Genomic DNA, 12,865 nt, shown 5'->3' on the forward strand with positions numbered 1-12,865 from the left:
ATATATACTGCCTCCATGTCTGACGTGGAGGCATTTCTTTTGATAAGAAAGAAACCGAACGGTATAAGTGCGGAATCTTAATTCTTACAGGAGGTGTACCAATGAGCAGCGCTATCGATACAAAAAAATCCATCGTAGAAGACATTACGGCTAAGTTTCGCGAAAGCAAAACGACAATCGTTGTTGACTACCGCGGTTTAACAGTTGCAGAAGTAACAGAACTTCGTAAAACTCTTCGTGATGCTGGCATCGAGTTCAAAGTTTACAAAAACACAATGACTCGCCGCGCAGTTGAAAATGTTGAACTTACTGGTCTTAATGACGCCCTTACAGGCCCAAATGCAATTGCATTCAGTAACGACGACGTAGTTGCTCCGGCTAAGATTCTTAACGACTTTGCTAAAAAGCATGAAGCGTTAGAAATCAAAGCAGGTGTAATCGAAGGAAACATTGCGACAGTAGAGCAAATTAAAGCTCTTGCAGATCTTCCATCACGCGAAGGCTTGCTTTCTATGTTGCTTAGCGTACTTCAAGCTCCAATGCGCAATCTTGCACTTGCTGCTAAAGCAGTTGCAGATCAAAAGGAAGAGCAGGGAGCTTAATCTGATCCACCCGTACCAAAACAAAAAACTAATAGGTTTATAAGGAGGAAATATACAATGACTAAAGAACAAATCATTGAAGCAGTTAAAGAAATGACTGTTTTAGAACTTAACGACTTAGTTAAAGCAATCGAAGAAGAATTTGGCGTAACTGCAGCTGCTCCTGTAGCAATGGCTGGTGGCGCTGCTGGCGGCGAAGCTGCTGCTGAGCAAACAGAATTTGACGTGGTACTTGCTAGCGCTGGTGCACAAAAAATCAAAGTTATCAAAGTTGTACGTGAAATCACTGGCCTTGGCTTGAAAGAAGCTAAAGAACTAGTTGACAACACTCCAAAAGCTATCAAAGAAGGAATCGCTAAAGAAGAAGCTGAAGAAATCAAAGGCAAACTTGAAGAAGTTGGCGCTTCTGTAGAAGTTAAGTAATTCCTGAAAAGACAAAGCTCGCTTGAAATAACAGCGGGCTTTTTTTTCACGTTTGACATCAAGTCCGAACGTGCAGGTATGAATGATTGCCTGTTTAGGTATACTCCTTTAACATGGAGGGGAAAAGATGACAAATCACTACTATTCACAGCAGCCGGAAGCTCTGAGTGACCGTAAGTCATGGACATATACGTTAAGAGGGAATTCCTTTCATTTTCAAAGCGATCGCGGCGTATTTTCCAAAAACGAAGTGGACTTTGGATCAAGACTGCTGATCAATACATTTGCTCTGCCAAAAACAGATGGTGATCTGCTTGATGTCGGCTGCGGCTACGGGCCGATAGGAATTGCACTTGCGAAGGAATTCGGAGACCGCACAGTTGATATGATTGACATCAATGAAAGAGCAGTCCAGCTTGCAAAAGAAAATGCAGAGGCGAACGGTGTTAAAAATGTCCGTATCCGCACAAGCAATCTTTTTGAAAATGTTGATCCTTCAAAAAAATACGCGGCTATCCTTACCAATCCGCCAATCCGTGCCGGGAAAAAAACAGTGCACGAGATTTTTGAAAAAAGCTATCATTCTCTTTGTCCGGGAGGAGAGCTATGGGTGGTTATTCAGAAAAAGCAAGGTGCCCCGTCTGCTGTGGCCAAGCTTTCTGAAATGTTTAAAGATGTCGCTGCAGTCAAAAAGGATAAAGGCTACTATATTATCAGGGCAGAAAAAGATTGACTCGAATTTTTGCCTATGTTAACATTATAAAATGCCAATATATATATTCCATAAGTCTCTATTTTTTTGAATGAAATGTATAAATATAGGACAAATGGAAAAGATGTTAAAATCAATAGCACGTTTGACAAAAGTGGTTTTCTAATTATAGAGACCTTTTTATTTTTGTTTTCTCCTTGTATGTGTATTGGCAGCTGCTAGATTCATTTGCGGATACATATTACAAGTTCTATTACGCTTGATTTGAGGGGTGAAGCAGTTGACAGGTCAACTAGTTCAGTATGGACGACACCGCCAACGCAGAAGTTATGCACGCATTAGTGAAGTGTTAGAATTACCAAATCTTATCGAGATTCAAACCGCTTCCTATCAGTGGTTTCTTGATGAGGGCCTCAGAGAAATGTTCACGGACATCTCTCCAATTGAGGACTTCACTGGTAACCTCTCGCTGGAATTTATTGATTACAGTTTAGGTGATCCTAAATATTCAGTAGAGGAATCCAAAGAGCGCGATGTTACCTATTCTGCACCGCTTCGTGTAAAGGTGCGTTTAATTAACAAAGAAACTGGTGAAGTGAAAGATCAGGATGTATTCATGGGTGACTTCCCATTGATGACTGAGACAGGCACGTTCGTGATTAACGGCGCTGAGCGCGTTATCGTATCACAGCTTGTTCGTTCACCAAGTGTTTATTACAGCGGAAAAGTCGATAAAAATGGTAAAAAAGGCTTTACTGCTACTGTTATTCCAAACCGTGGTGCCTGGTTAGAGTACGAAACAGATGCTAAAGATGTTGCATATGTGCGCATTGATCGCACTCGGAAACTGCCGGTAACGGTTCTTTTGCGCGCTCTCGGCTTTGGTTCTGATCAGGAAATCGTTGATCTTTTCGGAGAAAACGAATACCTTCGCAATACGCTTGATAAAGACAACACCGAGAGCACAGAGAAAGCTCTTCTTGAAATCTACGAGCGTCTGCGCCCGGGCGAGCCGCCGACTGTCGATAATGCAAAAAGCCTTCTGGATTCCCGTTTCTTTGATCCGAAGCGCTATGACCTTGCGAGTGTCGGACGCTACAAAATTAATAAAAAGCTTCACATTAAAAACCGCCTGTTCAACCAGCGTCTTGCTGAAACGTTAGTAGACCCTGAAACTGGCGAAATCATTGCAGAAAAAGATACGTTAATTGATAGACGTACACTTGACCGGATCATTCCGAACCTTGAGAGCGGCGTCGGCTTTAAAACCATCACGCCATCAGGCGGAGTAGTAGAAGAAGATGTGACGCTTCAGTCCGTTAAAATCTATGCTCCAATCGATCAAGAAGGCGAAAAAGTCATTAACGTAATCAGCAATGCTTATGTTGAAGAAAATGTGAAAAACATCACGCCTGCAGATATCCTTTCTTCTATCAGCTACTTCTTCAACCTGCTGCATGGAGTTGGGGATACAGACGACATCGACCATCTTGGAAACCGCCGTCTTCGTTCTGTAGGAGAACTCCTTCAAAACCAATTCCGAATCGGACTTTCCCGTATGGAGCGTGTTGTCCGCGAGAGAATGTCGATTCAGGATACAAATACAATTACACCTCAGCAGCTTATTAACATTCGTCCTGTTATTGCATCCATTAAAGAGTTCTTCGGAAGCTCACAGCTTTCCCAGTTCATGGATCAAACGAATCCGCTTGCTGAATTAACGCATAAACGCCGTCTTTCTGCACTTGGACCCGGTGGTTTGACGCGTGAGCGCGCAGGCTTTGAAGTCCGTGACGTTCACTACTCTCACTACGGCCGCATGTGTCCGATCGAAACTCCTGAGGGACCGAACATCGGTCTGATCAACTCCCTGTCTTCGTATGCAAAAGTAAACCGTTTCGGTTTCATTGAAACGCCGTACAGACGCGTTGACCCGGAGACCGGCAAAGTAACTGCACGAATTGATTATCTGACAGCAGATGAAGAGGATAACTATGTAGTCGCACAGGCGAACGCACGCCTTGCTGATGACGGCTCTTTCCTTGATGAAGATATCGTTTCCCGTTTCCGCGGTGAAAACACGGTCATGTCACGTGACAGAATGGACTACATGGATGTATCTCCAAAGCAGGTTGTATCTGCAGCGACAGCATGTATTCCGTTCCTTGAAAACGATGACTCCAACCGTGCCCTAATGGGAGCGAACATGCAGCGTCAGGCAGTTCCGCTTATGAATCCTGAATCTCCAATTGTCGGAACAGGCATGGAGTATGTATCAGGAAAAGATTCGGGTGCTGCTGTCATCTGTAAGTTCCCTGGTGTTGTTGAGAAAGTTGAAGCTAAAAACATCTGGGTGCGCCGCTATGAAGATGTGGACGGCGTTAAAACAAAAGGCAACCTTGATAAGTACAGCCTCCTGAAGTTCATCCGTTCTAACCAAGGCACTTGCTACAACCAGCGTCCGATTGTAAGTGTTGGCGATGAAGTTGTAAAAGGCGAAATCCTTGCTGACGGACCTTCTATGGAACTAGGCGAACTTGCACTTGGACGCAACGTAATGGTTGCATTCATGACATGGGACGGCTACAACTATGAAGATGCCATCATCATGAGCAGACGTCTTGTAAAAGATGATGTATACACGTCTATTCATATTGAAGAATATGAATCAGAATCCCGTGATACAAAGCTTGGACCGGAAGAAATTACGCGCGACATCCCGAACGTAGGGGAAGATGCCCTTCGCAATCTTGATGACCGCGGTATTATCCGTGTCGGTGCAGAAGTAAAAGACGGAGACCTTCTTGTTGGTAAAGTAACGCCTAAAGGGGTTACGGAACTGACAGCAGAGGAACGTCTGCTTCATGCAATCTTTGGTGAAAAAGCAAGAGAAGTCCGCGATACTTCCCTTCGTGTTCCTCACGGAGGCGGCGGAATCGTTCTTGATGTAAAAGTATTCAACCGCGAAGACGGCGATGAGCTCCCACCTGGCGTAAACCAGCTTGTCCGCGCTTATATCGTTCAGAAGCGTAAAATTTCTGAAGGCGATAAAATGGCCGGACGCCATGGTAACAAAGGGGTTATCTCAAGAATCCTTCCTGAAGAAGATATGCCTTATCTTCCAGACGGAACTCCGGTTGATATCATGCTTAACCCGCTTGGTGTACCATCCCGTATGAACATCGGTCAGGTGCTTGAGCTTCATCTTGGAATGGCAGCGCGCAAACTAGGCATGCATGTAGCATCCCCGGTATTTGATGGCGCCCGTGAAGAAGATGTATGGTCAACGCTTGAAGAAGCCGGTATGGCGCGAGATGCCAAAACCGTCCTTTACGACGGCCGTACAGGTGAACCGTTTGATAACCGTGTATCAGTTGGAATCATGTACATGATCAAACTTGCCCACATGGTAGACGATAAATTACATGCCCGTTCAACAGGTCCATACTCACTTGTTACGCAGCAGCCTCTTGGCGGTAAAGCCCAGTTCGGCGGACAGCGTTTCGGAGAGATGGAAGTATGGGCGCTTGAAGCTTATGGCGCTGCTTATACTCTTCAGGAAATTCTTACTGTTAAGTCAGATGACGTTGTCGGACGTGTTAAAACGTATGAAGCAATTGTCAAAGGCGAAAATGTACCGGAGCCGGGAGTTCCAGAGTCATTCAAAGTATTGATCAAAGAACTTCAAAGTTTAGGTATGGACGTTAAGATTCTTTCAGGCGATGAACAGGAAATCGAAATGAGAGATCTTGAAGACGATGAAGAAGGACAGCAGTCAGAAGGTTTATCCCTGAATGATCAGCCGGATGATCTTTCATCAGCAGCAATGGAAAAAGAAAAAGACGCAGTTACGAAAGAATAGTAAGCAATAAGGGTAAAACCTGAAGACGAAAAGGGAGGTAGGCCCCTTGCTAGATGTAAATAACTTTGAGTATATGAACATCGGTCTCGCATCACCCGATAAAATCCGCTCGTGGTCATTCGGTGAAGTGAAGAAACCAGAAACGATTAACTATCGTACATTAAAACCAGAAAAAGACGGTTTATTCTGTGAGCGCATTTTCGGTCCTACAAAGGACTGGGAATGTCATTGCGGAAAATACAAACGAGTACGCTATAAAGGCGTAGTCTGTGACCGATGCGGAGTCGAAGTGACTCGTGCAAAGGTTCGCCGTGAGCGTATGGGGCACATTGAGCTTGCTGCCCCAGTCTCACACATTTGGTATTTCAAAGGGATCCCGAGCCGCATGGGACTTGTTCTTGACATGTCACCTCGTGCTCTCGAAGAAGTTATCTATTTTGCTTCTTACGTCGTAACGGAAACCGGCGATACGCCTCTTGAAAAGAAACAGCTTCTTTCCGAGAAAGAATACCGTGCTTACCGTGACAAATACAGCTCATCGTTCCAGGCTGCAATGGGGGCAGAGGCGATCAAGAAGCTTCTTTCAGACATTGACCTTGATAAAGAGGTAGACCAGCTTAAAGAAGAGCTTAAAACGTCACAGGGACAGCGCAGAACACGTGCGATCAAGCGCCTTGAAGTGCTTGAAGCATTCCGTAACTCAGGAAATGAGCCATCATGGATGATCCTTGATGTGCTTCCGGTTATTCCTCCTGAGCTGCGCCCGATGGTTCAGCTTGACGGCGGACGTTTTGCAACGTCTGACTTGAATGACCTTTACCGCCGTGTCATTAACCGCAACAACCGCTTAAAGCGTCTATTGGACCTTGGTGCCCCGAGCATCATCGTTCAAAATGAAAAGCGCATGCTTCAGGAAGCGGTCGATGCATTAATCGATAACGGACGCCGCGGCCGTCCTGTAACCGGACCGGGTAACCGTCCGCTTAAATCACTTTCACACATGCTGAAAGGAAAACAGGGACGTTTCCGTCAGAACCTTCTTGGAAAACGTGTTGACTATTCAGGCCGTTCGGTTATTGTTGTAGGTCCAAACCTGAAAATGTACCAATGCGGACTTCCTAAGGAAATGGCACTTGAACTTTTCAAGCCTTTCGTGATGAAGGAGCTTGTTGAAAAAGGCCTTGCACACAATATTAAAAGTGCAAAGCGTAAAATAGAACGCGTATCTCCTGAAGTATGGGATGTATTAGAGTCTGTTATCCGCGAGCACCCAGTGCTGTTAAACCGCGCACCGACTCTTCACAGACTTGGTATTCAGGCATTCGAACCAACACTTGTAGAAGGACGCGCAATCCGCCTTCACCCTCTTGTATGTACAGCTTACAACGCTGACTTTGATGGTGACCAAATGGCGGTTCACGTACCGCTTTCAGCTGAAGCTCAGGCAGAGGCCCGAATCCTTATGCTTGCAGCGCAGAACATCCTGAATCCTAAGGATGGTAAGCCGGTTGTTACACCTTCTCAGGATATGGTTCTTGGAAACTACTACCTGACACTTGAGCGCGAAGGTGCTGTTGGTGAAGGTATGGTCTTTAAAGATACAAATGAAGCACTTCTTGCCTATCAGAACGGCTATGTGCATCTTCATACCCGTATTGCTGTTCAAGCAAGCTCTCTGCCAAATGAATCATTTACAGATGAGCAGCGCAAAAAGCTTCTTGTAACAACAGTCGGAAAATTGATCTTCAATGAAATTCTTCCTCCTTCATTCCCATACATGAATGAACCGACGAAGAGCAACATTGAAGATGAAACACCGGAAAAATTCTTTATTGATGCAAGTGTGAATGTCAAAGAATTCATCCAGAGCCAGGAGGTTATTTCTCCGTTCAAAAAAGGAATTCTTGGTAAGATCATTGCTGAAATCTTTAAGAAATTCCATATTACCGAAACATCCAAAATGCTTGACCGCATGAAGGATCTTGGTTTCAGATATTCTACAAAAGCCGGTATTACGGTTGGTGTGTCTGACATCATCGTACTTCGGGAAAAAGAAGAAATCCTTAAAGAAGCTCAGGCTAAAGTTGATAATGTTCTTAAGCAATTCAAACGCGGTCTGATTACAGAGGAAGAGCGCTATGAACGCGTCATCTCTATCTGGAGTGCTTCTAAAGACGTTATTCAAGGCAAGCTGATGGCTTCCCTGGATAAACGCAACCCAATCTTTATGATGAGTGATTCCGGAGCCCGTGGTAACGCATCTAACTTTACGCAGCTTGCCGGAATGCGCGGACTGATGGCCAACCCGGCCGGACGTATTATCGAACTTCCGATCAAATCAAGTTTCCGTGAAGGCCTAACAGTTCTTGAGTACTTTATCTCTACGCATGGTGCCCGTAAAGGTCTTGCGGATACAGCCCTTAAGACAGCTGACTCAGGTTACTTGACAAGACGTCTTGTTGACGTTGCCCAGGATGTTATCATCCGTGATGAAGACTGCGGAACTGACCGCGGAATTCTGACACGTTCAATTAAAGAGGGAACAGAAATTATCGAGCATCTTGAAGAGCGTCTTATCGGACGCTATGCCCGCAAAACGCTGAAACATCCTGAAACAGGTGAAGTGATTGTTGAGGAAAATGATCTGATTACAGAAGATCTTGCTCATACAATTGTGGAATTGGGTATTGAGGAAGTCTGGATCCGTTCTGCATTTACGTGTAACACACGCCACGGCGTATGTAAAAAATGCTATGGACGCAATCTTGCTACCGGAACAGAAGTTGAAGTGGGAGAAGCAGTTGGTATCATCGCTGCCCAGTCAATCGGTGAGCCGGGAACTCAGCTTACAATGCGTACGTTCCATACAGGCGGTGTTGCCGGAGACGACATCACTCAAGGTTTGCCTCGTATTCAGGAGCTGTTCGAAGCGCGTAACCCTAAAGGTCAGGCGACAATTTCCGAAATTGACGGTGTTGTTGTTGAGATTAATGAAGTGCGCGACAGACAGCAGGAAATCGTCATCAAAGGCGACGTTGAAACACGCACGTACACAGCTGCTTACAACGCAAGATTGAAAGTTGCTGAAGGAGACCAGATCAGACACGGCCAGGAGCTGACTGAAGGTTCGATTGATCCTAAAGAATTGCTCAAGGTGACAGATCTCACGTCTGTTCAGGAATACCTGCTTCGTGAAGTGCAGAAAGTATATCGCATGCAAGGGGTAGAAATCGGTGACAAACACGTAGAAGTAATGGTTCGCCAGATGCTTCGCAAGGTAAGAGTAATGGATGCTGGAGATACTGATGTATTGCCGGGCACATTGCTTGATGTTCACCAATTTACGGATGCCAACAAGAAAGTACTTCTTGACGGCAAGCGCCCTGCTACAGGACGTCCGATCCTTCTTGGTATCACGAAAGCTTCTCTTGAAACAGATTCATTCCTTTCTGCTGCATCGTTCCAGGAAACAACTCGTGTCCTGACAGATGCTGCAATCAAAGGAAAACGTGATGAACTTCTTGGTCTGAAAGAAAATGTAATCATCGGTAAGCTTGTACCTGCCGGAACAGGAATGCAGCGCTACAGACGCGTTAATCCGATTCCGCGTACACAGCCCGAAGGTGAAACAATACCTGCAGAATAACTAACTGAAGAAGAGATGGGTGAATCCAGAAAAATGTTTCACTGATCTGGTTGACATCCATCTCTTACGATGTTAGTATATCCTAGGTGCTTAATTAAAACCTGTTGCTTTGGAGGATGTATTTATATGTCTTATGAAAAAGTATCGCAGGCACATAAAGTAATTGTTGGTACGAAGCAAACAGTAAAAGCTCTAAAGCTTGGCCAGGTAAAGGAACTGGTTGTTGCTGAAGATGCAGATCAAAGGATTGTTAAACCAGTCATTGAACTTGCAGAACAGAAGAACGTTTCCCTTCACATGGTCGACTCTATGAAAAAGCTTGGAAAAGCTTGCGGAATAGAAGTCGGAGCCGTAACTGTAGCTATTATCAATTAAAAACCGTTTTTGCCAAGAGTGATAAACTCTCTGCAAAAACTTTGTTTTTGCCCAAATATGAACCACCTGGATGTGTGGTATTAAACATTAAGAGAGGAGGACATAAACATGCCTACTATTAACCAGCTAGTTCGCAAAGGACGCGTAAGCAAAGTTGAAAAATCAACTTCTCCTGCACTGAACAAAGGTTACAACAGCTTCAAAAAAGAGCAGACTAACACTTCATCACCGCAAAAACGCGGAGTATGTACTCGTGTTGGTACAATGACACCGAAGAAACCGAACTCGGCTCTTCGTAAATACGCTCGTGTACGCCTGACTAACGGAATCGAGGTTACTGCCTACATTCCAGGTATCGGACACAACCTGCAAGAGCACAGTGTTGTACTTATCCGCGGCGGACGTGTAAAAGACTTACCGGGTGTACGTTACCACATCGTTCGCGGTGCGCTTGACACTGCAGGTGTTGACAAACGTATGCAAGGCCGCTCTAAATACGGTACAAAACGCCCAAAAGCACCAAAAAAATAATGCCTTAAGTCATATATCACTTAAGTATATCGCATGAAGGGAGGATATAACATGCCACGTAAAGGTCCTGTTACAAAAAGAGACGTATTGCCAGATCCACTTTACAACTCAAAGCTTGTTAGTCGTCTAATCAACAGAATTATGGTTGACGGTAAGAGAGGTAAAGCACAAACTATTCTTTACACTGCTTTTGACATCGTGAAAGAGCGTTCAGGTAAAGAAGCAATTGAAGTGTTCGAGCAAGCACTTAAAAACATCATGCCAGTTCTTGAGGTAAGAGCTCGTCGTGTTGGTGGAGCAAACTATCAAGTACCTGTTGAAGTTCGCCCTGACCGCCGTACAACTCTTGGTCTTCGCTGGTTAGTAAACTACGCTCGTCTTCGCGGAGAGAAAACGATGGAAGAGCGTTTAGCTAATGAGATTCTTGATGCTGCGAACAACACTGGTTCATCAGTTAAGAAGCGTGAAGACACTCACAAAATGGCTGAAGCTAACAAAGCATTCGCTCACTACCGCTGGTAGGATTCAATATAAACCAATAACCATACTAATCCTTATAAAAGGAAGGAGAAAAGACCCCAATGGCAAGAGAGTTCTCCTTAGACAAAACTCGTAATATCGGCATCATGGCTCACATCGATGCCGGTAAAACGACGACTACTGAACGTGTACTTTTCTACACTGGACGTATTCACAAAATTGGTGAGACACACGAAGGTGCGTCTCAAATGGACTGGATGGAGCAGGAGCAGGAGCGTGGAATCACGATCACTTCTGCTGCTACAACTGCTCAGTGGAAAGGCCATCGCGTAAACATCATCGATACACCTGGACACGTAGACTTCACAGTTGAAGTTGAACGTTCACTTCGTGTACTTGATGGTGCTGTAGCAGTACTTGATGCACAATCAGGTGTTGAGCCTCAAACTGAAACAGTATGGCGCCAGGCAACAACTTACGGAGTACCGCGTGTAGTATTCGTTAACAAAATGGATAAAATCGGTGCAGATTTCTTATACTCTGTAAAAACATTGCATGACCGTCTTGAAGCAAATGCTCATCCAATCCAGCTTCCAATCGGTGCTGAAGATCAATTCGAAGGAATTATCGATCTTGTAGAAAACGTAGCATACTTCTACGAAGATGATCTTGGAACTCGTTCTGAGGCAAAAGAAATTCCTGAAGAATATAAAGATCTTGCAGAAGAGTGGCGCGGCAAGCTTGTAGAAGCTGTTGCTGAACTTGACGAAGAGCTTATGATGAAATACCTTGAGGGTGAAGAGCTTACTCTTGAAGAGCTTAAAGCCGGAATCCGCAAAGGTACAGTAAATGTAGAATTCTACCCAGTTATCTGCGGATCTGCATTTAAAAACAAAGGTGTACAGCTAATGCTTGACGCAGTTCTTGATTACCTGCCATCACCTCTTGATGTACCTGCAATCAAAGGTATCACTCCTGACACTGAAGAAGAAGTAACTCGCGAATCAAGCGATGAGGGTCCTTTCTCAGCACTTGCTTTCAAAGTTATGACTGACCCTTATGTTGGGAAACTTACATTCTTCCGCGTATATTCAGGTGTTCTAAACTCTGGATCTTACGTACAAAACTCAACGAAAGGCAAGCGTGAGCGTGTAGGACGTATCCTGCAAATGCATGCTAACTCTCGTGAGGAAATCTCTACTGTATATGCTGGTGACATCGCTGCTGCTGTAGGTCTTAAAGATACTACAACTGGTGATACTCTATGTGATGAAAAGAGCCTTGTTATCTTGGAATCAATGGAATTCCCAGAGCCGGTTATCTCGCTTTCAGTTGAGCCAAAATCAAAAGCTGACCAAGACAAAATGTCTACAGCTCTATCTAAGCTTTCTGAAGAAGATCCAACATTCAAAGCTCACACTGATACTGAAACAGGTCAAACGATCATCTCTGGTATGGGTGAACTTCACCTTGATATCATTGTTGACCGTATGAGACGTGAATTCAAAGTTGAAGCTAACGTTGGTGCTCCTCAGGTTGCTTACCGTGAAACTTTCCGCGGATCTGCGAAAGTTGAAGGTAAGTTTGCACGCCAATCCGGTGGACGCGGTCAATTCGGACACGTTTGGATCGAATTCGAACCAAATGAAGAAGGAAAAGGCTTTGAGTTCCACAACAAAATCGTCGGTGGTGTTGTTCCTCGTGAATACATCCCAGCGGTTGGAGCCGGCTTAGAAGACTCCATGAAAAATGGTGTTCTTGCAGGCTACCCTCTAATCGATGTTAAAGCATCATTAGTAGACGGTTCTTACCATGATGTTGACTCAAGTGAGATGGCGTTTAAAATTGCTGCATCTATGGCACTTAAAAACGCTGTATCTAAGTGTAACCCTGTTATTCTTGAGCCTGTTATGAAGGTTGAAGTTGTAATCCCTGATGAGTACATGGGAGATATCATGGGTGATATCACTTCTCGCCGCGGTCGCGTTGAAGGTATGGAAGCTCGCGGAAACGCTCAAGTAGTACGTGCTATGGTACCTCTTTCTGAAATGTTTGGATATGCAACTGCACTTCGTTCAAACACTCAAGGACGCGGAACATTCTCTATGCACTTTGATCACTACGAAGAGGTTCCAAAATCAATTTCTGAAGAAATTATCAAAAAAAATAAAGGTGAATAATTGATTTTCACTCTTTATTAAAGTATAACTACTTATGTATGAATAGAAAGTGGA

9 protein-coding genes and 1 other annotated feature (1 of these 10 only partly in view) are annotated in these 12,865 nt (G+C 44.5%); all 9 genes read left to right on the forward strand.

What is annotated here, in order from left to right:
* Positions 1–48 (forward strand) — a sequence feature (ribosomal protein L10 leader region) (it extends 95 nt beyond the left edge of the window).
* Positions 49–101: 53 nt separating this feature from the next.
* The 9 genes from rplJ (at position 102) to fusA (ending at position 12,811) form a co-directional block, all read left to right on the forward strand.
* On the forward strand, positions 102–602 hold the full coding sequence (gene rplJ, locus RKD52_RS20395) for a 50S ribosomal protein L10 (protein ID WP_454101304.1): 501 nt from the start codon (positions 102–104) through the stop codon (positions 600–602).
* Positions 603–659: 57 nt separating this feature from the next.
* Positions 660–1,025, forward strand: coding sequence for a 50S ribosomal protein L7/L12 (gene rplL, locus RKD52_RS20400; RefSeq protein ID WP_029282851.1), 366 nt, complete (start codon positions 660–662; stop codon positions 1,023–1,025).
* A gap of 127 nt (positions 1,026–1,152) precedes the next feature.
* Positions 1,153–1,758 carry a class I SAM-dependent methyltransferase gene (locus tag RKD52_RS20405; RefSeq protein WP_454101305.1) on the forward strand — a complete coding sequence of 202 codons (606 nt, stop codon included), beginning with the start codon at positions 1,153–1,155 and terminating at the stop codon, positions 1,756–1,758.
* A gap of 259 nt (positions 1,759–2,017) precedes the next feature.
* Positions 2,018–5,599 (forward strand): DNA-directed RNA polymerase subunit beta, encoded by a 3,582-nt coding sequence (rpoB, locus tag RKD52_RS20410; RefSeq protein ID WP_029282847.1) that lies wholly within the window; start codon positions 2,018–2,020, stop codon positions 5,597–5,599.
* 46 nt (positions 5,600–5,645) lie between these two features.
* Positions 5,646–9,245, forward strand: coding sequence for a DNA-directed RNA polymerase subunit beta' (gene rpoC, locus RKD52_RS20415; protein ID WP_454101306.1), 3,600 nt, complete (start codon positions 5,646–5,648; stop codon positions 9,243–9,245).
* Between the two features lie 126 nt (positions 9,246–9,371).
* A complete protein-coding gene (locus RKD52_RS20420; protein ID WP_369735992.1) occupies positions 9,372–9,620 on the forward strand; it encodes a 50S ribosomal protein L7ae-like protein in 249 nt (82 codons plus the stop codon).
* A 108-nt stretch (positions 9,621–9,728) separates the two neighbouring features.
* Complete coding sequence (gene rpsL / locus RKD52_RS20425) at positions 9,729–10,151, forward strand: 30S ribosomal protein S12 (RefSeq protein ID WP_029282841.1); 423 nt, start codon at positions 9,729–9,731, stop codon at positions 10,149–10,151.
* Positions 10,152–10,202: 51 nt separating this feature from the next.
* Positions 10,203–10,673, forward strand: coding sequence for a 30S ribosomal protein S7 (gene rpsG, locus RKD52_RS20430; RefSeq protein ID WP_029282839.1), 471 nt, complete (start codon positions 10,203–10,205; stop codon positions 10,671–10,673).
* Positions 10,674–10,732: 59 nt separating this feature from the next.
* The gene (gene fusA / locus RKD52_RS20435; RefSeq protein ID WP_369735991.1) at positions 10,733–12,811 is read left to right on the forward strand and encodes an elongation factor G; all 2,079 of its coding nucleotides are present in this window, start codon (positions 10,733–10,735) and stop codon (positions 12,809–12,811) included.
* Positions 12,812–12,865: the final 54 nt, after the last annotated feature.

This window comes from Metabacillus sp. SLBN-84 (genome assembly GCF_053629595.1).

Excerpts from the sequence above, each read along its gene's own strand:
- rplJ (WP_454101304.1), top strand. The coding sequence starts at position 102 with ATGAGCAGCGCTATCGATACAAAAAAATCCATCGTAGAAGACATTACG.
- rplL (WP_029282851.1), top strand. The coding sequence starts at position 660 with ATGACTAAAGAACAAATCATTGAAGCAGTTAAAGAAATGACTGTTTTA.
- RKD52_RS20405 (WP_454101305.1), top strand. The coding sequence starts at position 1,153 with ATGACAAATCACTACTATTCACAGCAGCCGGAAGCTCTGAGTGACCGT.
- RKD52_RS20420 (WP_369735992.1), top strand. The coding sequence starts at position 9,372 with ATGTCTTATGAAAAAGTATCGCAGGCACATAAAGTAATTGTTGGTACG.
- rpsL (WP_029282841.1), top strand. The coding sequence starts at position 9,729 with ATGCCTACTATTAACCAGCTAGTTCGCAAAGGACGCGTAAGCAAAGTT.
- rpsG (WP_029282839.1), top strand. The coding sequence starts at position 10,203 with ATGCCACGTAAAGGTCCTGTTACAAAAAGAGACGTATTGCCAGATCCA.
- fusA (WP_369735991.1), top strand. The coding sequence starts at position 10,733 with ATGGCAAGAGAGTTCTCCTTAGACAAAACTCGTAATATCGGCATCATG.